Raw genomic sequence first — 23354 nt, forward strand, 5'->3', positions numbered from 1 at the left:
CCCTAACTATTATGATCCATTATTTTCAATACATCTGCTTGTCTTCTCCCCAATTGTATTAAAACAATTCCATGTAATCTGTCGATATGCAAACTGCATACCTTGCCTTTTCTAAAAGCAGAGATTAGTGATTCATCTCAAAGTGAGATTCTTTCAATTCTCTTACAATAACCTCTGGATTTAGTTCCACTATTTTATTCGCCAATGTTTTTACTCCGAAAATTTCAGTGAAAGTATGACTGCCAACCAGCAGGTTAATTCCTGCAAATTCTGCGTACTGGATGGTATATAAATTCGCTTCACCTGTTATGTATGTATCGCAGTCTTCATCGATTGCCTTTTGAATAATAGCCGAAGAATGACCAGCTCCTGTTAATACGCCAACCCTTCTCACTTCTTTTTGGTTGTTTTTCCATGAACGCACGGGTTCCTGTAACTTAGAGCGCATACTTTCGACTAATGTATCAAAGTTAAGTGGATTGCGATATTCTCCAACGCCCGGCATCTCGCCATCTTCTTCAGAGTAAGAAGAATATCTTAGAATCCTATCAATTTCTAAAGTCTCCATGAGCGATGTACAAGTTCCAAATTCAATAAAATCGAGTGGACCATGGATCCAAAAGTGACTGATATGATGTTCTTTCATCTTGCTTACACAGGTTTCTCTTAGGCCATAGAGGAAATCCCAAGCATCATGGTGGGTAACTATCAAGTCCACACCATGCTGGATGGCTTTTTCTACTGTCTCTAGTGAAAGGTTCGTAGCATACCCTATTTTTTGAATGTCATCATTTGAAGTATTCGTAAATCCATATTCGTCATGTTCTTCTAATAACTTTGCACCAAAGAGTTTTTTAATTATTATTTCAAAGTCGCTTAAATTCATTCGAATATCCCTACTATTCTTTTTTTTCTTAACTTTACCATATAGTTTTTATATGAGGGTATCTCGCAACAATGATCATTAATAGAAAAAAGAGGAAAAGCGGTGCTGATTTGCACTGCTCTTCCTCTTTGTATCTTGCCATTGAATTGTAACTACTTCTAATAAGCCGCTACATGTAAACTAAAAAGAAAATTATACCTGCTCAGTTGGCCGTTCATGAGTCAGCACACTGTAAAGGAGAGAATCTCTCCACCCTTCTTTAAGTAACAAGGTTTCTCTCATTCTCCCTTCAAAAGACATGCCCGACTTCTCTAACACTTTTTGTGACCCAATGTTCTTAGGAGCACACGTAGCATAAATCCGGTGAAGATTCAGTTCGCTAAACCCAAATCCAATTACAACTTTAGCAACTTCTGTTGCAATTCCCATTCCCCAATAATCCGGGTTTAAAATATAACTAATTTCCCCTGTTTTATTACTGAAACTTCGAATATTAATCTCTCCAGAACCAATCATTACTTCATCTTCTTTATGAACAATAGCGAATGTAAATCTTGTTCTAGGCATTATTTGTGAATCATCAAGAACTTGTTTCACAAATTCTTTAGACTCCTCCTTAGAACTCGGCTCCCAGGTTTGGTGTTCAGAAACTTGTTCTTGAGATGCGTAATTATGTACTCCTACCCAATCACTTTCAATAAATTCTCTTAAATAGACCCTTTCCGTTTCGAGAGTTTTCATTGCTTTTAAACTCCTATCCAATGAGATTTCTTTATTTTACCATTGAAAAATAAAATATTAATAAAACTACTAATATTTAAAATAACCATTCAAGTTCTGTATTTAAATTGTATGGCACTAGAATTGATCCTTCGTAAAAGTACACTTTTACTGATAAAGTACGATTACTGATTGAAAGCATTTTTTCTTTCTTTCGAATTATTAAGTTGCACTGGTTACTACTAATTTTTTAGTTTCAGCTTTTTTACTGAATAAACCGGTATAAACAAGAAAAGTCCCCAACATCAGAATGCCTCCCATATAAACAGACATCATGCTGGGAATTAAATATGCGCCTAGAATAATCGTGGAACGCGCAATTAAGTCTGCACCGCTAAAAGAAATATTGGAAAATGCGGAGTAAGAACCTCTCTTGTCAATCGGCATCATATTAGCCTGCTCAGCGTTGCGAATCGGGGAATACATCAATTCACCCAAGGTCGCAACAATACTGAAGAGAAGAAGCAGGTACCAGGTGTCTGCAGAAGTCATTACAACATAACCGGCACTATAGATGACAAGCCCCCAAAAAAGGACTTTTTTATTGTTAAATCGGTCAGTGATCTTACTGATGAAGAATGTAAAGAATACTACCAAAAGCATATTCTGGATATTGAGTATACTCAGCATCCGGACCCCACCGATTTCAAAACTTCCAATCGATACAGGATCAAAGCTTTCCGCTAGCCGGACTCCGATGTAGCTGTTCAGTGAGAATTCAGCAGCAAAGATAAACATTGATCCTACTACGACTTTCACAAATGGCCGATCTTGAAACGCCACTTTATAGTTATGAAATAAATCAAGAAACACATTTTCATGCTGCTTTTTCAAATGGTATTCCTGTTGATCATCCAGCCAGATGGCATAAGCAACCGGTAAGAAGGCTGATGTCAAAAATAATAGCAGAAATAACTCTACTTGATGATTGATATACAATAACCCGCCTAATGCCGCACCAACAGCCAAGGAAAGATTGATTAACCAATAATCGATGGCATAGACCGCTTTCCGGTTTTCAGGTGTTGTGGAGTCGATTATAATTGCCCGCATGGCCGGTCTTCCCAAACTGCTCGTGACGATGTACGCCACATAAGCTGCTGCAAACAACCAAATCCAATTAGCTGCCGGCATTAAACTGGCCGTCATAAAGAAGAAAAAGAGCGCACTCAGCGAAGAAGTCATAATCAAAACTTTTTTTCTGGGGAAACGATCCGAAATATACCCACCAATCAGATTAACAAAAAATCCGACAAAGACAGTTCCTATTAAAAATAAACCTGCTGCCACTTTTCCTATTTCCTGTGCAAAAAACAAGGCCATGAATGGCATGACCGCCGACGATACTCCTCTATTAAAAAACGAAGTAATCAAGCGGACTTTAATGTTGCGTGGATAGTCTTTCCATTTCATGTTGTATTCCCCCTCCATATTCTGTATATTAAACCAGACTCAAGAGAAGAAAAATGGACAATATTTGTAAAAACGTCCACTTTTAAAGGAGAAAAAATAATGGAGAAACACTTATTAACGTTATGGAAAACCATCCCTTCCGGAAATGTGAAACACAAAGAAATAGCAAGCATCCTTGGTTTCAGCACCAAACAAACCTCTCGCTATATTAAAAAGTGGACAGCACAAGGCTGGTTAAGTTATACAGCTGGCCGCGGCAGAGGGAACTTTTCAAAATTGATCTGGCTGAAAAATGTGGAAGAGATTTATGAAGAGCAGCTAATGAAGATAATCGAGCAAGAAGCTGTTGAAGAGAGTAGCAAGTATTTGCTGTACGATTGGTCGAGTGAAAGCAAGCTGCGGTTACTGAATCAATTCCGTTTAAAATTCGGTTATTTTCAAAGTGCCGAAGAAGTTGATAAGTTGATCATCCCGAGGAAGTATCCATTGCTGACTTTGCACCCGATTGAAGCACTTGATATACAAAGTGCCAGTATGGTCGCCAATGTCTTTAATCGTCTGGTTTCAGTTGATGAGGCTGGTTCCATTACTCCGGAACTTGCCCATGCATGGGACGTGCAAGATACACGGCTTCGATTCTATTTACATAAAGACGTAAAATTCCACGATGGCTCTCTGTTGACCGCTGAGGATGTAGTAACATGTATAGACCGGTTGCGTAATCATCCCTATTTCAAAACTCTGTGGGAGCCTGTCACGTCAGTGAAAGCTGTTGCTCCGCTGGTGGTTGACTTTCACTTTCCCGGCGGCTGCAGTTACTGTCTTCAAATGCTTGGGATGATGAATTCAAGTATTTACAAAGAAAGCAAAGGCAAAGTATTGGGCACCGGAGGTTTCTATGAAGCTGAGAACGTGGAAGGCAAAACGTCTTTAAAAGCCTTCAGCGATTACTTTCAAACAAGACCCTTGTTGGATGTAATTGATTTCGTCCAAGTGCCGAAAGACTTCGATATCATCTATCGTTCTGCCAGCCAAGCGAAAGAAGAAACCACATTTCAAGTGGAAAGTGATACGGGATTCGGCGTCGTTATTATGAATGCATTCCGCCCTTCACCTATCCAACACAAAGAAGTACGGGATTATGTGCATTATGTTATAGCGAAACACCGAAACGATATAGGTCATTACCACATACGAGCTTTGCCAAACTCGAAGAGCTGCTTAATTGGCCACAGCCAGGAGTATACCGCACAGGATGTTAAGCGTCCGCATTTTGATCAACCACTGGTCTTAAAAGCAATAAAAGACATCGAAAAACCAGCGGTCTGGTTAAAAGAGGCTCTGGAAAAAGAAGGCGTTCCCGTTAAAATGCAGTGGATGACTTATGCAGATAAACTTTTAGATCACGGAGAAGATCAACAAGCGGATCTATTTATACACGGAGAAGTACTCGAAATGAATCAAAACTTCTCATTTTATTACTTTCTCAAGAACAGTAATTCACCTTTGACTGCCAACCTGGCCAAAAACAAGCAAATTCTTGCATGTCTTAATCAATACTCACAGACCCCTTTCGAAGATTGGACTTCTCTGAATTTACAAATTGAAAAGATGCTTTTGGAGTCATCAATCATGATTCCCCTCTATTATGAAAAGCGTCAAATCCCTTTTTCGGCAGATTTGATGAATATTAAAATCAGCCACTTCGGCTATGTGGATTTCTCAAATTTATGGGTAAAACCTAGCATTTAAGGAGAAATGTTTTCTTTAAAAGTTAGTTTTACTGAATATGAAAAAAGAGAAAAGGTTTGGTCTAGCACCGCCTCTTCTCTCCATTTCTATTTGTTCAGCTTCCAATAAATTGGTGATATGTAATCCAATCATTCAACCTTAATGGTTCACCAAAACGGAGTTGAGTTATTATAAAAATGCATCAAACAAAATCTTTTTAAAGTAAGTCGCCGATTCGCTATAGCCTATCGCTTTATAGAACTTGTCGGCTCTTCTCGTGGCTAACGCCATTAATTTTGAACCTCGGTTTTAAGATAGCTTTTCGGCTTCTTCCATCAAGTACTTTCCAATGTTTTGACCTCTATACTCTTCTGATACAAACAATTCCTCTACCCAACTGATGGTACCATTCGCATAAAAAGCCGGATGGTGTAATACAAAAACATATCCGATCAATTCATGATCTTTTTCTGCAACAAGCAGATCTATATTGTTATCTTCTACTAACGAATTGAAAACATTGGAAAAGTCTTCTTCGTTCACTTCAAAGCTTGTGGCCAAACTCTTTGCTAACGGATATAAATTGTTTCGATCTTCACCAACAGCTATTCTATAGATTACTTCAGTAGTCATAAAAAGCTCCTTTCTCCCATTCTGATAAAGCAATTTTGTATTCAAAATTTTTTCATTTAGCAGAAAACCAGTGATTGCATGGAGTGAGTCAATTTATTTAAACATCACATGAATCTGACAGCAGGAACTTCAATTCAGACAAATCTTCGATCACAAAATCTGCTTGAGCCAATTCCTCTTCCTGGGCGAAATCGAACTTGCAGCCCACAGCGGTTAAGTGATTCGTTTTTGCTGCATTGATATCGGATAGCCGGTCGCCAATAACTGCTCCATTCTTGATGCCATACTTTTGAATTATTGTGCCGACCAGTTGCCCTTTGTCCAGAGAAGCAATCTGTTGAATGCTGAAAGTTTCGGTAACCCAGCGGTCCAGCCGGTAGAATGCCACGATGGCAGACAAATAAGCTGTTAAGCCATTGCTAGCAATGTAGATGGCATGTCCTTCCTCTTTCAAGTGCGTAAATAACTCCTCCACATTTGGATATAAGGCACCTTTCCCACTTTCGATGTTCTGAATCAACCTTTCATGAAAATAGTCATTTGCTTCTTCTCTTACTGGAAGTGAATGCTGAGGGAGCAACTCTTTCCAAACCTGGGGCAAGGGAACCCCCATGATTTTCCGGTATTTTTCAATTGGCGTACCGGAATCCCAGAGATTCAAAGTTCTTAAGCGGTCAAATGTATCGCCAAGAGCTAGTTCCAGAATCTTATTGGTTTGAAAAAGTGTGCCATCCATATCAAAAATGAATGAATTCATAACTGCCTCCTTTATTGACATGAGACTCTCCAAATAAAGCATGTAACCACTGTGATGGTTTGCTATTATTTAGCATCCCTTATGAAATATTAATAATTCTCCTTTTTTTCCCATCACTCTTATTCCCTTATCGATAAACCCGCTCTTCTTATAGACATGCTGAGCGAGTGTATTTTTGTGGTTCACGGCTAAGATAATTTCCTTTTTATCCGGGAAATTTCTCTTCACAAATGAATCCAATGCGAATAAGGACTCCTTGGCAATTCCTTTGCCCTGGAAATTAGCGTTGACGGAGTATCCTCTTAATAAGATGGCATCGGGGTTATCACTATATGCTTTAACCCCTTCCCAACCCTGCAGCACAAAAAAACCCGCCGGCTCACCGTCATACAAGATGACGACCGGGTGTCTGGTACCATCAGTTTCGCATTCGGACACGGCTTTTAAAGGGACTGAAGCATAGCGGCTTTGTTCTTCTGATAAATGATAGTCACTTAGTTTCGATTTATAATATTCCTGATAGAAATCAAGAGCTACGATAGGTTCTCTTTGAATGGACATTGTTCTTCTCCTTTTGGCGTTAGGCGAATATTCCACCGCCTTTACTAGATGTCTTAAACTTGATAAGTCTATTCAGTGGTTGGCTCATTCTTATAAAGTATTCATCTTTCTCGAGCTTCTTCCCTTTTGATAATGTTTCATATGTAAGCTAATATTTTTTCAACCGACAGTATACTTCATTAGATTTTTGAATTTCGAACTCTCTCAAGAAACAGAAACATATTCTACAGCCCTTAGTTCCGTGTCTAAAATGACGCTTCTCATATCATTTTTCAACATCAATACCTCTTTTCCGTTCTGATCGAAACCGTACGCAATCGGTATGGAAAACCCGCAATCTCGGTAGGAACCGTCCGAATGGCTAACGCCGATAACAAATGCTTTCTGTTCAATCGCTATTTTTCTGGCTTCGTCCGTCCATTCCGTAAATTGCTCTTCGCTAAACATCCCTACACCAATAGGATTAAAAATAATGTCTACTGGTTCTCGTCCCAGCCCCTTCAAGCCGAGGAAAATTTCTCTGCACAGAACGTATCCGAATTTCCTTCCCTCATCTTCAATCTTCGACGGAGCAAATAAACTGTCGGCCTCGGGTGTTTTTGCTCTTTCTAATAAGACTTTGCCATGTTGATTCACCATAAAAGCCCGGTCTTTATCATTCTCATCCTTGTATCCGCAAACGATATAAATGTTTGATTCTTTGGCTAGTTGGGACACAACCTCGAGTTTATCGGATTGAAAATAACCCTCCGGGAATAGAATAACATCCACATTTGGGCGGTTTCCGGCTTCCCTTCTCATTGATTCCAAGGTATTTTCCCGATTGGGTTGTGCGATCAAAATCTTCACCTGCAACACATCCTTCGATTTTTTTGTTTCAACTAACAGAATGCTGATTTTGTATATCTAATGAAATCCATTCCACAGCTTCCAGTAAATCCTTAGCTACATAGTCTGGATCAATGCCCAACCAATGGCTGCGGTACTTCGTTAACGAGCCTTCGCCCCAGCCGGTTCTTACTAGCACCATTTTTGTTCCCGCTTTACTTGCAGCCAGCATGTCCGAACCACCCGTATCCCCAACGATGTAACACGCTTCCAAATTCAGTCCATGCTCTTCTTTGGCTTGTAAAAGCAAACCAATATTCGGTTTTTGACAAGTGCAACCTTCTTCCAGGTTATGGGGACAATAGTAGATACCATCCAGAAAAGCATCATGTCTTGCCAACTCTTCTTCCATAAGTTTAAATCCCTTTAATAATACCTTTTCGGTAAAAAAACCTCGCCCCACCCGGGTTTGGTTGGTAAATAAAAATACCTTGATCCCTAAATCGTTCAGCGTTTTGATAGCTACCGGCGCAAAATCATATAGTTGAAATTCGAAGGGGTGCATTCCTCCACCTGTTCCGCCAATGGTTCCATCCCTATCTAAAAATACAGCCCTCAAAACTGTCATCCCCTTAGCTATTTTAATTTGTTTAAAGAGTTAGATGTTCTTCTAATAGGCAGTAAAAAATTTATTTAAAAAATAGTTCGAATCTTTCCATACTTATTTTACCATTATTTACTTCTTGGATTTTAAAAACTATAAAAATTCAATTTCGATAAAAATATTTTATAGCAGTACTCTTTTCCAAAAAATAAAAAAAGGAAAGAAGCTCTGTTTACTTCTTCCCTTCCTATAATCTGATGATATGTAAACTGGATGCCATGAATGCTTTATTCACTTCCAAGTTTCATCCAGCTTATTTGAATAAAATTCAATAGCCTTTTTATACGATTGAATATCTTCATCAGTAGAAGTCTCCAGTAAGCATTGAAGAAGTATTTCCATCGCTTTTTGATGCTCTTTCAGATTATAAAGTGTCATTGCAAAGAAATTTCTCATTGCATTATTTTTTGGAAAAAGCTCTATTCCTTTTAAAAAAGTCCTTTTTGATTCCTGGTATTTCCCCAGCGTTCTATATGTACTTCCTAATCCCAGTAGTGCACCTTCTAAGTCTTTTCCAGCTAATCCCAGAACAATCGCTTTCTCATAAAAAGGAACTGCTTTTTCTTCTTCTCCTAATAAGTCAAAACTCCATGCACACTGGTAATTGATTTGTGGATCCTCGGGGTTTTTTTCTACTAGTTCTTTAATCAGATTATTTGATTCTATTTGTTTCCCGGCTTCTCTTAATTTAATTGCTTCATCTAACATTTGTTCCATTAGATCATCTCCTACCCTTCCTCAGGTAAAAATTCCTTTTGCATAATCTATAACAATATTTTGAAGAACTAAAAAAAGCAACCAACCACCTACGCCTAAGGCAATGGAAAGAAACAGATGAACGGAATTTTGCAGAGCGATATAGACGATGACCAACAAAACAGCCGTTGCTGGAAACCCCCACAGCACACCTAATGCAAACTTGCTTAAGGTAGCAGTCTGCTCACCCTGAACGTACAACCAAATGATGCTCAGCAAACTCACAAGTGGAAGAGCTGCTACTATCCCGCCATATGAAGGAAATCTCCTGGAAATCTCTGTTACGATAGCGATTACAATTGCAGAAGCGATAATCTTCATAATCACAAACATGTTTTGGCACGCTCACTTAAAATTTTAAAGGCCTGTTCTATGATTTCTTTTTCCTTATCCGCTAACTGATTCATAACCTGCTCAAGTTTCTCTTCATCAAGACTCGTATTTCGATGCAAAACATCTTTCCCCACCTTTGTCAGGTGCAATAAAACTTTCCTTTCATCAAGTAGACCTCTTTCTTTAATTAGAAGATTCTTCTCCACCATCCGTTTCACGTGTTCAGAAGCGGTATTATGAGAAATGTGAAGATAAGTGGCCACCTCATTTACGCCAATCTCTTCTTTTTTCTCAACAAGCTGCAGAATTCGAATTACTTGGTGGGAAATCTTTTCTGTATGCGGATAATGCAGATGAAAATAAATATCAGTCCAATATTCATTTAATTCTTTTACGTTACTGGCCATTATGAATACTCCTTCTGATACATCTTATAAAACGATTATATCGTACTATACGATAATATAGAAGTGTGAATTTGGCGTTAATATTATTTGCTGCTAAAGCGTTCGTAAAAGTACACCATTACGAACGCCCCAAATCCCCTCTAAACCCACAAAAAGAACGTTCGTAAATGTACCAAAACACTTTACGAACGTCCGCTTTTTTCCAGATACCTTTACGAACGCTTTAACCGTTTTAAATTAAACGACTTTATTATTCATCAATATGAACGCAAAAACGCCGCACAGAACCAGGCGGCTATTTCCTTATCCTCTATCTATAAAGTTATGACTCCGGTTCTTCTTTCAAAATTTCCTTCAGGAATTTTTCACGATGATCGAGAAAATATTTTGTGATTTGATAATGATCGGTTTGTTCATAGTCGATTTCTTCTATTTTTCCATCATCAAAACTTAATATTGAGGCTTCAGGATAACCCAGCAAAATAGGAGAATGCGTAGCAATGATAAACTGGCATCCTTCTTTGACCGTCAAATCATGAAGAATCCGTAAAAATGCCAATTGCCGCTGCGGCGACAATGCAGCTTCCGGCTCATCCAGGAGATAAATTGCCCGTCCATTGAAACGATTCTGGAACAATGAAAAAAACGACTCCCCGTGAGATTGTTCATGCAAAGAACGTCCCCCGTAGCTTCGGTATGCATCGGCTCCATCTTTCTGCAATTCATCGATATGAGTGGCAAAATGATAAAAAGATTCGGCTCTCATGAAAAAACCATTGGTGATTTTGGGCATCCAGGACAAGCGGATATAATCTCCCAAAACTGAATTGGAGGCGTGGACATCGTATGTATTATTGCGCCCCCCGCCCGCCGTATTGAAATCGCATTTCTCGGCAATCGCCTCCAGCAACGTGGATTTCCCCGATCCATTCTCTCCAACAAAGAAAGTGATATTCCTTGTCAGCTCCAATTCATCAAAACTTTCAATGGCTGGAATCGTGAAAGGATATTGTGTAAAGTCGACATTGTCTTTATTGAGCAAGCTTATCCGTTTCAAAAACACATTCTCACCTGCAATTCTTATGTATTATTTATTGCAAATAACATTTGTTTCCTTATTTTAGCATAATTGCAGATACTGTTAAGAGCAAAAAAAAAGAGCCCTCATGTTAATGAGAGCTCTTCATGATAATTATGCTGTAACAGTATTCTTTTTCAAAAGCCCGACAGTCAATGCAGCAACGATTGCTCCAATGAGGATCGCCAGAGCGTAAAGCAGAATGTTCATTGCGCCGCCTTCCACAAAGCCCATTACGAAAACTCCGCCGTGTGGAGCACGCAAACCGATATCAAACAGCATGACAAGTGCTCCTGTCACGGCCGCTCCAGCAACAGATGCCGGGATGACACGAGCCGGATCGGCTGCTGCAAACGGAATGACGCCTTCTGTGATAAAACAAGCCCCGAGAACATACGCCGTTTTGCCAGCTTCACGTTCCGGTTTGGTGAATTTCTTCTTGAACAGCGTTGTCGCAATCGCCATGCCAAGCGGTGGAACCATCCCGGCAGCCATGACTGTCGCCATGAAAGTGAAATTGTCTGCATCCAGCATAGCAATACCGAATGTATATGCGGCTTTATTGACTGGGCCGCCCATATCGACTGCCATCATACCGCCAAGCAGCAACCCGACCAGCACCAGGTTCGTACCGCCAAGGCTTTCCAGGAAAGAAGAAATTCCTGTATAAACGCTTGTCAGCTGTGGATTGACGAGCATCATGATGATACCTGTGATAGCAATGCTGAACACCGGATAGAATAGAACCGGTTTCAAACCTTCAAGCGCATTCGGCAAACCGGCGAAAGCCTTTTTCACCAATAGCGTTACGTAACCTGCCAGGAACCCGGCGATCAAACCGCCAAGGAAACCAGAACCGCCACTAACTTCATCAACACCGGAAACGGTAATGGCAATCAGACCGCCGATCATACCTGGTGCAAAACCTGGCCGGTCAGCAATACTCATTGCGATAAAACCGGCAAGAACCGGCACCATCAGGAAGAATGCATTTCCGCCGCCGATTGTATTCAGCATTGCAGCAAATTCATTGTAATTGGGGCTTGTCGGATCTGTAGCGTCTATTCCCCAGAAAAACGAAATAGCGATCAGGATTCCGCCTCCGACTACGAATGGCAGCATATTCGATACACCATTCATCAAATGTTTGTAGAAACCGCCTTTGGATTCAGAGTCAGTTGCATCATCTTTCGATTTATCATGTTTATAAATCGGTGCGTCGTTGGTGACTGCCCGGTTCAATAGATTATCGGTCTCGTAGATCGCTTTGCCGACAGCTGTCTGGATGACCGGTTTGCCGTCAAAACGGCCCATATCCACTTTTGTATCAGCAGCTACGATAATGGCATCCGCTGCTGCAATATCTTCAGCAGTCAACTTATTTTTTGCACCACTTGAACCATTTGTTTCGACTTTCAGTGAAATGCCCAGCTCTTTTGCGCGGTCATTCAATTTTTCAGCCGCCATATACGTATGGGCAATGCCTGTCGGACAGGCAGTAACCGCTAAAATCCTTTTTCCGGTTGTCTCCGGCACTGCTTCTGAGACTGTAGTGTCTTCAGGACCTTCAACTTCAGTTTCCTTGTCTGACACCGCACGCAAAACTTCGTCTTTTGAATCGGCAGCCAGAATCTTTTCCCGGAACTGTTCATCCATCAAAAATGTCGCTAATCTTGATAGGGCTTCCAAATGTGCATCATTAGCGCCTTCACTGGCAGCGATCATGAAAAATAAGTTTGCCGGCTGGCCGTCCATCGATTCAAAATCAATGCCGTTCACCGCTCGTCCAAATGCAATTGCAGGAAGTTTGACTGCTGCTGACTTAGCGTGAGGAATGGCAATTCCTTCGCCGATACCCGTGGTGCTTTGTTGTTCTCTCGCTAAGATATTTTGCTTGAATGTTTCTTTATCCGTTAACTTTCCTGCTACATCCAGCTGATTCACCAATTCATCGATCACAGCTTCTTTTGAACCCGCTATCAAATCCATGGCAATCGTTTCTTTTGTCAATAAATCTGTAATTCTCATCTTTTCACATCCAGTCTCTTAAATGGTTGAACTTTAATCTGATCCAATAATTTTTCTGTATCTTCTTTCCTGCACAAGTCATCACTGAAAGCAGTCGCACTGCCGCTTGCTATACCGTAGCGGAATGCTTCTTCCTTGGAACTGCCATATGACAAAGCAGCGATGAAACCAGAGACAAGTGAATCACCCGCTCCTACTGTATTGACCATTTTTCCTGTTGGAGCTTCAGCGAAATAAGCCGCCTCCCGGTCAACCAGCATGGCCCCGTCTGCCCCCATCGATACAATGACATTGGCAACCCCTTTTGCAGTAAGCTGAAAAGCACATTCTGCAGCATGGTGCTTATCTTTGATCGTTGTCTGGAACAATTCACCCAGTTCTTCCATATTCGGTTTAATCAGGAAGGGACGGCTGTCGATTAGTTCCTTCAGGGCCTTGCCGGAAGTATCCAGCACGAAACGAATTTCCTGTTTCTGCATGATATTTCCTAATGATTTAAAATAACTGATCGGCAAGGAATCCGGTATGCTTCCTGACAAGACGAACCAGTCACCGGGTTTGATTCTTTCCACTTTCTCTTTTAATTCCTGTAAATGACTAGCGCTCAGCTCCGGACCGGGTCCGTTCAATTCGGTTTCCTCGGCAGCTTTGATTTTAACATTGATCCGCGAAATCTGGCCGGTATCGATAAAGTCTGTCCGTACACCTTCAGCTGCCAAAAAATCCTGGATGAACTGGCCGGTAAAACCTCCGGCAAATCCGTAAGCAATACTGTCGACGCCTAGGCGTTTCAATACCCGGGAAACGTTAATGCCTTTGCCACCGGGATAATAATGGACCTTATTACTTCTGTTCAAGCCACCTGTCCTGAAATCCGGCAAATAATTCGTGTAATCGATCGACGGTGACACAGTGCATGTGTATATCATTCCTCAACCACCTTTACTGGCGTTATTTTCTCAAGTTCCTTTAAAGATTCAGCCGGCAGTCCATCGACAATCAATGCTGCTTCCTGCAGATCCATTATTGTGGCGAAACTTACTTTATTCACTTTGCTGTGGTCTGCCAGGATATACGTCTTTCTCGCATGAGAAGCCGCTTTTTTCTTAATGGCTGCTTCCTCCGGATCAGGCGTCGTATAGCCATAATCGGCATGAACGCCGTTGACCCCGAGAAAACAGATGTCGAAATGATAAGTTCCAAGTGCAGCTAAAGCACCCGCTCCGACGAACGCGCCTGTTCGCGGCTTTAACATTCCCCCGGTCAAGTAAGTGGTAATACCTGCTTCATTCAACGCAACAGCAAGTGGCAATCCGTTAGTCACAACCACCGGGTTCTTATCTTTTAGATGAGGAATCATTTGCAGAGTGGTAGTTCCTGCATCAAGGAATACACTGTCGCCTTCCTGAACAAATGTGGCTGCAAATTCAGCAATCGACTGTTTTTCTTTTAAATTCCGCGTCGACTTGTCATCCATGCTCGGTTCCTGCAAATTCCGTGTTGGAAGGATTGCCCCTCCAAAAACACGTTCAAGTTTACCCATATTCTCAAGTTCTGTAAGGTCGCGGCGCAAGGTCGATTCAGAGGCATCCGTCTTTTCAACCAGATCCTGCAATTTAACGGTCCGCTTTTCATCCAGCAATTGTAATATGTAATCGTGCCGCTCATTGGTTAACAAACTAATCACCTGCTTTAGTAATTTTAAGTAGATATTACTTGAAATCGCTTCCAAAATCAATCATAATCATTCATAAGCAATCAAAAACGTTCATTTCTATCCGTTAACCCTTTAAATCATTAAGGTTTATACTAAAGGAATGAGCTTATAACTATTGAGGAGGAAATTTAAATGACTGAAAAACAATTTACAATAACTGATGAAGCGGGTATGCATGCGCGCCCTGCCTCTGCACTGGTTGGTACAGTGAGCAAATTTAAATCGGATATCCAATTGGAGTATAAAGGCAAGAAAGTCAATCTGAAATCAATCCTGGGCGTCATGTCCCTCGGGATCTCATCAGGTTCGGTTGTCACGATTTCTGCTGACGGTGAAGATGAAGATGAAGCGATGGCTAAGATCGAAGAAGCAATGAAAGCGGAAGGGATTTCGAACTAATGACAGCTGAACTATATGGAATTGCGGCTTCTGACGGAATTGCCATAGCAAAGACATACCGGCTGGAAAGTCCATCTCTTGAATTTGATAAGAAGTCAATTGACGACCCTGCACTTGAAATTGAACGGTTCCACACAGCGATTGCTGTATCTTCAGAAGAACTCGAACTCATCAAAGATCAGGCCGAAATGCAAATCGGACCTAAAGAAGCAGCGATTTTTGGTGCTCATCTCATGGTGCTGAGTGATCCTGAACTGATCGGACCAATTACAGAGAAAATTGAAAATGACCTGGTCAATGCTGAGTTTGCCTTGCATGAAGTGTCGGACATGTTTATGAATATTTTCGCTTCGATGGACAATGACTATATGAAGGAACGCGCAGCGGATATAAAAGATGTCAGAAACCGTGTATTGGCCCATTTACTGGGAGTGAAGTTTCCGAACCCGGGGTTGATTTCAGAGAAAGTAATCCTACTGGCTGATGATCTTACCCCATCAGACACGGTCCAGTTCAATCCTGAATTCATCCAGGGTTTTGTAACTGAAATAGGCGGCAGGACATCACACTCGGCCATTTTGGCGAGAACGCTGGAAATTCCTGCAGTAGTCGGAGTCAAAAAACTGATGGCAAGCCTATCTGATGAAACTATGCTTATCATTGACGGCATTGAAGGGAAGATTATTGCAGATCCCACGGAAGAACAAATTGAATTGTATAAGAAACGAAAAATTGATTTTGAAGACAGAAAAACAGCGCTGGCTGCATTGAAAGATGCACCTTCTGTTTCCGCAGACGGCTTTAAAGTGGAACTGGCTGCCAATATCGGTTCACCGAAAGACGTAAAATCCGCGCTTGAAAACGGCGCGGAAGCTATCGGCCTTTTCCGGACGGAATTTTTGTATATGGGCAGAGACAGTTTCCCGACTGAAGAACAGCAATTTGAAATGTATTCTGAAGTGCTGAAGGCTATGGGAGATAAACCGACTGTTGCCCGTACATTGGACATCGGAGGAGACAAGGAACTGTCTTATTTGGATTTGCCGAAAGAACTGAATCCGTTTCTTGGGCTTCGGGCAATTCGCTTGTGCCTCGAGATGCCCGATTTGTTCAGAACACAGCTGCGGGCTTTGCTCCGTTCAAGCGTCCATGGCAATCTGAAAATCATGTTCCCGATGATTGCAACGCTTGATGAATTCAGGCAAGCCAAGCAATTGTTTTTAGAAGAACAGGAAAAGCTTGCAACAGAAAACATCCCTTTCAATAACAACATCGAAGTCGGCATAATGGTTGAAATCCCTTCTACAGCTGTGATGGCTGACCTTTTCGCTAAAGAAGTCGATTTCTTCTCCATTGGAACCAACGATTTGATCCAGTACACGATGGCTGCCGACCGAATGAATGAAAATGTCTCACATCTATACCAGCCGTTCAACCCTGCAATACTGCGGATGGTGAAAATGGTTATAGACGCTGCCCATAAAGAAGGAAAATGGGCTGGTATGTGCGGAGAGATGGCTGGAGAAGAACTGGCTGTTCCGATCTTACTGGGGCTTGGTCTTGATGAGTTTTCAATGAGCGCTTCATCCATATTAAAAACCCGCTCCATGATCAGCAGCTTGTCGAAAGCGGAAATGGAAAAACACACCGACTCGATATTGGCATTGGCTACTGCAGAAGATGTAAAAAATTATGTATCTCAATTAGTGGATAAATAAGATATGATAAACCCAATCTGACTATAGGAAACACAGATAATAAACATAACCCCTTGGATGAGGCTATTTCTCACTCCAAGGGGTTATTTTAAGTTTTGGGAGAGTTTTGCTGCCAACTCTTCTGGATACAGCTTAATCGTCGTGAGCTTGTCCCTGGCAATCCATACAGCTTCATAGCTTCCCCGTTCCGACTCAGGCTCTGTAAATTCCAATCCGGTGCCCGTGCCAAACTTTCCGCCTGTTGCTGCAGCCAGAAAATAAGATTCTTCCGCCGTGCCCGACAGCTTGAAAATGCATTCACCGATTTCCACTTCGAGTCCCAGTTCTTCCATTGCTTCCCGTTTTGCGGCTTCTGCAGGTGTTTCATCTGCTTCGATACCGCCGCCGGGAAAGACATAATAGGTCTGGCCTTTCCGCATTCTTTTGATCAATGCCAATCGATTGTTTTCACTGATGATCACAGCAGCCCGATTTCTCATATCCTTATCCCGCCTTTCAGTATTTTTAACCGATTTGCTTGAAATTCAAGCTACTGGGTATATAATAGTATGTATAAGAAAAAGCCGCCCGGTGCGTCAACACCGAACGGCAAGCATTCGCCAGGTCCCAACAAGGGAGATCAGCCATTAGGTTACTTAATAAGGATAACCCGCAGAGCTACCAACTCAAGGGCGGGTTATTTTTTTTGGTCTTTAGACGAAATCATAAGCATCAGGCTTGCGAAAGTTACTGCAAACATCAATGCTTCATAAACCGTCATATGCACCACCCCCCTTTCTTCCGGGGATGGCCAACCACCCTTGAGTTCCCTATTCGATTGCATCTCCCAGTTTACCATAGACAAGTGAAGAGGCAGACAGGCTAATTTCTCATTTCCATTTCTTTTATCTGTACAAATAAAAACATTTCAATAACTATTTGCTTGTTGCTGCTGGTTCAATTCAATCACAAATGTAATGATGCTTTTTACTTTTTCAGAATGTTCACCTTCCAATGTATACATATCACAATAGCAGAAATTGCGGACATTCCCTTCATCATCATTACGGCGGCTGATCCCTTTTACTGCAGCTTCGCCTTTGCTGCAAATAACCGATTCAATCTCATATTCCATATTGCTGAAGTCGGCAACACCAAATGCAGCGTCCAACAACCCCTGCTTCCCTTTAACAGGTTCTGCACCGACAATCGACCAGGTGACATCTTCCGTGACATGATTGTTTATGAATTCCTGGTCTCCCTTAAAAAAAGCGGCATTGAACTTACTGAAAAACTCCACTTTCGCCTTCTCTTCCATCTGGATCGCCTCCGAATATTTTCTGGTGTCGTGTAGGCACTTAGGCATCCGAAGAAAATAGAACTTTTTATCCACCCCCCCTATATTTCAGAAATTTCCGACATTTAAATACGCTTTAATTTTACATTAAAAACAGCCAAAAATAAATACAGCAAGTTCCATATACGGCCAATCTGCAAAATAAATATCACCGACACTCTACACGCAAAAAAGCCGCTCCCTAATATAGGGAACGGCTCTTAGTGTTTATCATCCTGGTTGTCTGATTCCTCTTCTTTTTCAGCCTTCTCTTTCTGCTGATTCTGTATATCTTCTGCTTCCAAATCAGGCAATTGCTCTTCAGGCGTACCAGTAAAGATTTCTTCCTTATCTTCCCCGTTGTTTCGCTGCTCTTTTTTATCTGTCATCCAGATCACTCCCTTGTTATGGTTTACTGTCCTTTACCCGCTCATGCATTTTTCAAGCAGTTCTGTCCGTTTTCTTTAGTTTAATCCGCCTCTATTCAGGCTATTTCTTTTATATAGTGAAGAGGAAGGATGAGTTGAATGGACGACATTCCTGTTTGGTCAAAAGATCATGTAAGAATGCATTTACCCCAACGGCAATCGGGCAGCCATAAAGGTACTTATGGAACGGCTTTACTGATTGCCGGCAGTACGGGTATGCCTGGCGCGGCTGTATTGGCTGCTAAAGCTGCGATGAGGAGCGGCCTCGGGAAATTGGTGGTGGCGACTGCCAGGGAATCCATAACGCCCATCGCTTCCCATGTGCCGGAAGCGACTTTCGAGCCTGAATTGATGGAGCGGATTAACGACCCTGAACTTGACCTGACCTCCTATAAAGCAATTGCAATAGGTCCGGGGATGCTGCCCGATCAAAAAACCGAAGCAGCAGTCGAACATCTGCTGCAGCTTGGAAAACCGCTTGTGATGGATGCCGGTGCGCTGTCTGAGAGAACCTACGCCAAAACAGAAGCTCCAGTCATTTTGACGCCGCACCCGGGTGAATTTTCACGGATCACAGGAGTGCCAGTGGAAAAACTTCAGCAGCAGCGCGCTCATCATGCCGCAAATTGTGCTGTAAAATTAGGTGTTACCATCGTGCTGAAAGGACAGAACACAGTTATCGCATTTCCGGATGGCGAGACTTATTTGAACGCGACTGGGAACAGCGCACTGGCAAAGGGCGGTACCGGCGATACATTGACCGGGATGCTGCTCGGAATGCTCTGCTGCCATGATAATTGGCGCCATGCAGTACTGAACGCCGTCCATCTCCACGGGGCGTGCGCCGATGAATGGATCAAAACCCACTCCGCCCATACGTTGCTTGCCCATGAACTGACGGAACTTCTGCCAACGGTCATGAAGCCATATGAACAACAATAAAAACAGCAGCTCATCAGAATAACTTTCCGATGAGCTGCTGTTTTGTTTTTTATACCAATGCCGTTTCCTCATCCATTTGGACTTGGACTGCATTCGGCTGCTCTACGATGAAGTAGCGTCTATGCCACACTAGGAACATGAAAATGGTCCAAATTTTACGGGCGTTATTTGCTTTATTCGTGTAATGCTCTTCCAATAGAGCCAGCAATTCGTTCTGATTGAAGAATTCAGCAGCTTCGTCTGAAGTGAAATATGATTTGATCTGCTGATAGAATTTATCTTCGCGCATCCAATTCCGGATTGGCACAGGGAATCCCATTTTTTTGCGGTTGGCGGAAACTTCCGGAAGTGCCCGGCGAGCTGCGAGGCGCATTGCGTATTTGGTGTCATTTGCCCCGATGCGGTAATGGGCCGGCAATTGTGCCGCTGTCGCCATCACTTTTTTATCCAGGAAAGGCACGCGCAATTCAAGGGAATGCGCCATGCTCATTTTATCGGCTTTCAACAGGATATCCCCGACAAGCCAGAGGTTCAAATCGAGATACTGCATTTTTGTCAAATCATCTTTGCCTTTGACACGGTCATAGACGGGCTGAACAATCTCCGCTACTGACGGACCTGTCTGGTATTCAGCTTTTAGCATACGCGCCGCTTCGTGTTCCGGAAATACATTGGCCTGGCCGATGAACCATTTTTCAACTGGCAGACCGCCTTGGATCAGAAATTGCTTGCCGCGCATCTCCGGCAGTTTCGCCGCAGCAGAACCGACTGCCGAACGCAGACCGGCAGGCAGTTTTCTGTATTTTTTCAAATTCGGACGGATATCGTAATCATCGTAACCACCGAATAATTCATCTGCACCTTCACCCGACAAGACGACAGTTACATCTTTCTTCGCCAATTGTGCCAGGAAATACAACGGAACGATTGATGGGTTCGAATGCGGTTCATCCATTAAATACTGGATTTGCTCCAGCTCGGTGAAACATTCATCCGAATTCAGGACTTCATTGATATTCTGGATACCCAGTTCATCAGACAAGATCTGTGCATTGTCGATTTCTGAGAAGTTCTTGTCGCTGAAGCCGACCGTAAAGGTTTTATCCGGTTTAAGCACAGACGCTACATAACTGGAATCCACTCCGCTTGAAAGGAAAGAACCGACTTTTACATCACTGATCCGGTGAGCCTGGATGGACTCGCGAATCACGCTGTCGATTTCCTCTACTGTTTCTTCAAGCGGTTTTTCATTCACATCAAAAGAAGGTTCCCAGTAGCGCTCAAGCGACACTTGGCCTTGTTCATAGACCATGAAGTGGGCTGCAGGCAACTTGAACACACCTTTGAAGAACGTTTCATCCATCACGGAATACTGGAAAGTCAAATAAGGTTTTAACGCATCCCGGTTAACTTCTTTCTTGAAAGCCGGATGCGGAAGGAAACTTTTGATTTCGGAGCCGAACAGCAAAACGCCGTTCATGTTCGCATAATATAACGGCTTGATGCCGAACATGTCTCTGGCAACAACCAATTTCTTCTCTTTGCGGTCCCAGATAGCACACGCGAACATGCCGCGAAGCCGGCTGAAAATCGCCGTTCCGTATTCCTCGTAACCGTGGATGATGACTTCACAATCCGAATGGGTAGTGAAGTCATGGCCTTTTTCGATCAACTCTTCACGAAGTTCCTGGAAATTATAGATTTCTCCGTTGACCATGGATACGAGGGAGTTGTCCTCGTTATGGAAAGGCTGGCTGCCGCTTTCCAGATCAATGATGCTCAATCTCCGGAAACCTAAAGCAGCTTCGCCTTCCAAAAATTCACCAGCCGAATCCGGCCCTCTATGTATAATCCGGTCCATCATATTATTCAGTATGGATCCGGCATTTTCTGTTTCACCGATAAATCCTGTAAATCCGCACATATACAGCCTCTTTTCCCATTAAAATTAATGCTTCGTTCTTGTTTCTTCATATATTAAATCACAGCAGGTAATAAAAAAGAACAACTAGTTGATACATTTTGTAAAAAATTTATCCCAGCAGTAGTTTCTAACATTTTATTATTGAAAAATGTGATTACTTAACATAAGGATAATTTATTTTAATCCCTAAGGTGTGACGCGTCAATTGATAGTAAGTTCCCTATTTATTTTATTTACTGGAACTTGAAGTTTAGTTCATCTTCCGCAGGGAAATGGATAATCAAATTGTATTAATCTTAATCCGGAATTATATAGATTGTTTTACTGAAAAGGAGTCGATTCCATGAAAAACGAGAAAAGTCTGGAAAATGAAATCTCGGGCTATATCGCTACTTTGCTAAGGCAAAATTTCGGAAAAGGCCCCACTTCTGTGTATGTCATATTAACACGTCCTTATTTAGCCATTCACTTCCGAGGGTTTATTGCCCCGATGGAAAGAATTCTTTTGAATAAACATGAAAAACAGCGGATACTGGAGACGCGGGACTTGTTGATGAATGACTTGGCTTCGGAAATTACATTGCAATTGTACAAACTGACAGGTCTGGATATTGACTCTATTTATGCCGATTGGAACCTGGATAAAGAAACGGGCATGATATTTGCTGTGCTCAACGAGAAACACGATGAAGCTTTGGATTATTGGCCTCAAGATGTCAAAGAGAAGGAATTTTATAAAGCGATTGATATAGCCAGCCAAAAATCAGAAAAAATTCCTGAAAAAACAGGAATTTACTGGTTAAGTGAGCGCACCATACTCGTGGTCAGGGAACAGATTCTTGTCCCCATTGAAAAAGAGTTAATTGCCAATGGCTATACAGAAGAATTGAAACTTGCAAAGAGGCCCCTTGAAAAAAGGGTCATCGGCGAAGTTAACCTCCCATCATCCGGAGTTCGATTGATAGATGAAACTTTTGTGGATTGGAACTTCGATAAGGATATAGGTTTCTTCCTTTTTGTATTGAAACCGAAATAAACACTGATCACATTTTAAAACACTAAAAACCTGGCGAGAAAGCGACAGACTCTTTCTCGCCAGGTTTTTTCATTTATCCTTTTTCTTGTAAAGATAATCCAACAAGCCCATGGCTCCGACCATCAAATCGAGTTCAATCAGCATGTAAACTTCATGATCATCGTCTATTTCAATGCTCCTTAAGTGCTGATTAATATGTTCTTTCAACCGGGCGGCCAACTCGATGTGAGTTTCTCCTGCCTGCAATGCCGCCTCCCCTTCATTCATGAAAATTTCAAGCCAATCCAATGTCTGCCCGAAAGCAGCATCCGGTTTTTCCGACATTCCGTAATGGCCATAAAATGCACGGGAAAAACCTCTTTCTTTCATTCTAAGAATCGATTCACGCATAAGGTCCGGATCAAATTGGTTTGGAGATGTGGAAGGAAGATGGAAATCAATGCCTTCCTTGGCCAATTGCTCATAGTGGATGCCTGCAGTATCGCCCGTAAAAATACCATTGCTGACGGGTTCTACAATTGCGAAATGATGATTGGCATGTCCCGATGAATCCCAGAATTCGAGGATGCAATCCGGACTGATTTCCAGCCTGTCCCCTTCCCCTTTAACCAGAATCCTGTCCTCGGAAACCGGCAAAACAGGAGCAAACAGATTGTCAAAACGATCACCGTAAACCATTTTTGCACCAGCCACCAACCGGGACGGATCTGCCAGATGCCTTGCACCTTTTGGATGGACCACGAGTTTGGCATTCGGACAATCCTGCAGCAGAAGACCCGCTCCGCCAGCGTGGTCAAGATGAATATGAGTGACAATAATATATTCTACATCAGATAATTTATGCCCCATTTTTTTCAGGCCATCTTTTATATAGGCAACCGAGGGGCTGGGGCCGGTTTCTATAATCGTTAAATGTTTCTCATTAATAACATATGTACCGGTTCTTTCAGCTATGTCCATGTCAAAGCCATCAATAAGCGTAATACGGTCTGTCAAAGCGACTGGGTCTTTTTTGTCCAT

The 23354-nt window shown here is 42.1% G+C and carries 25 protein-coding genes; 5 read left to right on the plus strand and 20 right to left on the minus strand.

Annotation, left to right across the window (positions count from 1 at the left end):
* Positions 1 to 124: 124 nt before the first annotated feature.
* The 3 genes from DP120_RS04730 to DP120_RS04740 form a co-directional block, all read right to left on the minus strand.
* Positions 125 to 886 carry a Nif3-like dinuclear metal center hexameric protein gene (locus DP120_RS04730; RefSeq protein ID WP_112222376.1) on the minus strand — a complete coding sequence of 254 codons (762 nt, stop codon included), beginning with the start codon at positions 884 to 886 and terminating at the stop codon, positions 125 to 127.
* 192 nt (positions 887 to 1078) lie between these two features.
* Entirely contained in the window at positions 1079 to 1627 is a 549-nt protein-coding gene (locus tag DP120_RS04735) for a GNAT family N-acetyltransferase (RefSeq protein WP_112222378.1), read from the minus strand.
* 201 nt (positions 1628 to 1828) lie between these two features.
* Entirely contained in the window at positions 1829 to 3079 is a 1251-nt protein-coding gene (locus DP120_RS04740) for an MDR family MFS transporter (RefSeq protein ID WP_112222380.1), read from the minus strand.
* Positions 3080 to 3178: 99 nt separating this feature from the next.
* Between DP120_RS04740 and DP120_RS04745 the strand changes: the two genes are divergently transcribed.
* Positions 3179 to 4831 carry an ABC transporter substrate-binding protein gene (locus tag DP120_RS04745; protein ID WP_112222382.1) on the plus strand — a complete coding sequence of 551 codons (1653 nt, stop codon included), beginning with the start codon at positions 3179 to 3181 and terminating at the stop codon, positions 4829 to 4831.
* Between the two features lie 288 nt (positions 4832 to 5119).
* Here DP120_RS04745 and DP120_RS04750 read toward each other — a convergent pair whose 3' ends face one another.
* The 12 genes from DP120_RS04750 to DP120_RS04805 all read right to left on the minus strand — a co-directional run bounded on the left by DP120_RS04750 (position 5120) and on the right by DP120_RS04805 (position 14533).
* Positions 5120 to 5443 (minus strand): GNAT family N-acetyltransferase, encoded by a 324-nt coding sequence (locus tag DP120_RS04750; RefSeq protein WP_112222384.1) that lies wholly within the window; start codon positions 5441 to 5443, stop codon positions 5120 to 5122.
* Between the two features lie 97 nt (positions 5444 to 5540).
* Positions 5541 to 6200, minus strand: coding sequence for an HAD family hydrolase (locus tag DP120_RS04755; RefSeq protein ID WP_112222386.1), 660 nt, complete (start codon positions 6198 to 6200; stop codon positions 5541 to 5543).
* A gap of 69 nt (positions 6201 to 6269) precedes the next feature.
* Positions 6270 to 6761 (minus strand): GNAT family N-acetyltransferase, encoded by a 492-nt coding sequence (locus DP120_RS04760; protein ID WP_112222388.1) that lies wholly within the window; start codon positions 6759 to 6761, stop codon positions 6270 to 6272.
* 204 nt (positions 6762 to 6965) lie between these two features.
* Complete coding sequence (locus DP120_RS04765; protein ID WP_112222390.1) at positions 6966 to 7610, minus strand: carbon-nitrogen hydrolase family protein; 645 nt, start codon at positions 7608 to 7610, stop codon at positions 6966 to 6968.
* A gap of 28 nt (positions 7611 to 7638) precedes the next feature.
* Complete coding sequence (locus DP120_RS04770) at positions 7639 to 8217, minus strand: HAD-IIIA family hydrolase (RefSeq protein WP_112222392.1); 579 nt, start codon at positions 8215 to 8217, stop codon at positions 7639 to 7641.
* A gap of 267 nt (positions 8218 to 8484) precedes the next feature.
* Positions 8485 to 8970 (minus strand): tetratricopeptide repeat protein, encoded by a 486-nt coding sequence (locus DP120_RS04775; protein ID WP_112222394.1) that lies wholly within the window; start codon positions 8968 to 8970, stop codon positions 8485 to 8487.
* A gap of 21 nt (positions 8971 to 8991) precedes the next feature.
* Positions 8992 to 9342, minus strand: a complete 351-nt coding sequence (locus tag DP120_RS04780) for a DUF3147 family protein (RefSeq protein WP_112222396.1) — start codon at positions 9340 to 9342, stop codon at positions 8992 to 8994.
* The gene (locus DP120_RS04785; RefSeq protein ID WP_112222398.1) at positions 9333 to 9749 is read right to left on the minus strand and encodes a MarR family winged helix-turn-helix transcriptional regulator; all 417 of its coding nucleotides are present in this window, start codon (positions 9747 to 9749) and stop codon (positions 9333 to 9335) included. The genes DP120_RS04780 and DP120_RS04785 overlap by 10 nt, the downstream gene beginning before the upstream one ends.
* A gap of 322 nt (positions 9750 to 10071) precedes the next feature.
* Positions 10072 to 10812 carry an AAA family ATPase gene (locus DP120_RS04790; protein ID WP_112222400.1) on the minus strand — a complete coding sequence of 247 codons (741 nt, stop codon included), beginning with the start codon at positions 10810 to 10812 and terminating at the stop codon, positions 10072 to 10074.
* A 129-nt stretch (positions 10813 to 10941) separates the two neighbouring features.
* Complete coding sequence (locus DP120_RS04795) at positions 10942 to 12855, minus strand: PTS fructose transporter subunit IIABC (protein WP_112222402.1); 1914 nt, start codon at positions 12853 to 12855, stop codon at positions 10942 to 10944.
* The gene (pfkB, locus tag DP120_RS04800) at positions 12852 to 13784 is read right to left on the minus strand and encodes a 1-phosphofructokinase (protein ID WP_112222404.1); all 933 of its coding nucleotides are present in this window, start codon (positions 13782 to 13784) and stop codon (positions 12852 to 12854) included. The genes DP120_RS04795 and pfkB overlap by 4 nt, the downstream gene beginning before the upstream one ends.
* Complete coding sequence (locus DP120_RS04805) at positions 13781 to 14533, minus strand: DeoR/GlpR family DNA-binding transcription regulator (RefSeq protein WP_112222406.1); 753 nt, start codon at positions 14531 to 14533, stop codon at positions 13781 to 13783. The genes pfkB and DP120_RS04805 overlap by 4 nt, the downstream gene beginning before the upstream one ends.
* Positions 14534 to 14704: 171 nt before the next feature.
* On the opposite strand from DP120_RS04805, the gene DP120_RS04810 reads away from it, so the two are divergent.
* Together DP120_RS04810 and ptsP are read left to right on the plus strand one after the other, a co-directional pair.
* On the plus strand, positions 14705 to 14971 hold the full coding sequence (locus DP120_RS04810) for a phosphocarrier protein HPr (protein WP_112222408.1): 267 nt from the start codon (positions 14705 to 14707) through the stop codon (positions 14969 to 14971).
* Positions 14971 to 16689 carry a phosphoenolpyruvate--protein phosphotransferase gene (gene ptsP / locus DP120_RS04815; protein ID WP_112222410.1) on the plus strand — a complete coding sequence of 573 codons (1719 nt, stop codon included), beginning with the start codon at positions 14971 to 14973 and terminating at the stop codon, positions 16687 to 16689. The genes DP120_RS04810 and ptsP overlap by 1 nt, the downstream gene beginning before the upstream one ends.
* 83 nt (positions 16690 to 16772) lie before the next feature.
* Here the strand turns inward: ptsP and DP120_RS04820 are convergent, their stop codons facing one another.
* The 3 genes from DP120_RS04820 to DP120_RS18380 all read right to left on the minus strand — a co-directional run bounded on the left by DP120_RS04820 (position 16773) and on the right by DP120_RS18380 (position 18393).
* On the minus strand, positions 16773 to 17168 hold the full coding sequence (locus tag DP120_RS04820; RefSeq protein WP_112222412.1) for an NUDIX domain-containing protein: 396 nt from the start codon (positions 17166 to 17168) through the stop codon (positions 16773 to 16775).
* A 428-nt stretch (positions 17169 to 17596) separates the two neighbouring features.
* Positions 17597 to 17986, minus strand: coding sequence for a nuclear transport factor 2 family protein (locus DP120_RS04825; RefSeq protein WP_165843725.1), 390 nt, complete (start codon positions 17984 to 17986; stop codon positions 17597 to 17599).
* Between the two features lie 239 nt (positions 17987 to 18225).
* Entirely contained in the window at positions 18226 to 18393 is a 168-nt protein-coding gene (locus DP120_RS18380; protein WP_165843726.1) for a hypothetical protein, read from the minus strand.
* A 138-nt stretch (positions 18394 to 18531) separates the two neighbouring features.
* On the opposite strand from DP120_RS18380, the gene DP120_RS04830 reads away from it, so the two are divergent.
* On the plus strand, positions 18532 to 19374 hold the full coding sequence (locus DP120_RS04830; protein ID WP_112222416.1) for an NAD(P)H-hydrate dehydratase: 843 nt from the start codon (positions 18532 to 18534) through the stop codon (positions 19372 to 19374).
* Positions 19375 to 19423: 49 nt separating this feature from the next.
* Here the strand turns inward: DP120_RS04830 and asnB are convergent, their stop codons facing one another.
* Entirely contained in the window at positions 19424 to 21298 is a 1875-nt protein-coding gene (asnB, locus tag DP120_RS04835) for an asparagine synthase (glutamine-hydrolyzing) (RefSeq protein ID WP_112222418.1), read from the minus strand.
* A gap of 343 nt (positions 21299 to 21641) precedes the next feature.
* Between asnB and DP120_RS04840 the strand changes: the two genes are divergently transcribed.
* Positions 21642 to 22334 (plus strand): Na-translocating system protein MpsC family protein, encoded by a 693-nt coding sequence (locus DP120_RS04840; RefSeq protein WP_112222420.1) that lies wholly within the window; start codon positions 21642 to 21644, stop codon positions 22332 to 22334.
* Positions 22335 to 22403: 69 nt separating this feature from the next.
* Here DP120_RS04840 and DP120_RS04845 read toward each other — a convergent pair whose 3' ends face one another.
* Complete coding sequence (locus tag DP120_RS04845) at positions 22404 to 23354, minus strand: MBL fold metallo-hydrolase (RefSeq protein WP_112222422.1); 951 nt, start codon at positions 23352 to 23354, stop codon at positions 22404 to 22406.

The organism is Planococcus halotolerans (genome assembly GCF_003289955.1).
GTDB lineage: Bacteria > Bacillota > Bacilli > Bacillales_A > Planococcaceae > Planococcus > Planococcus halotolerans.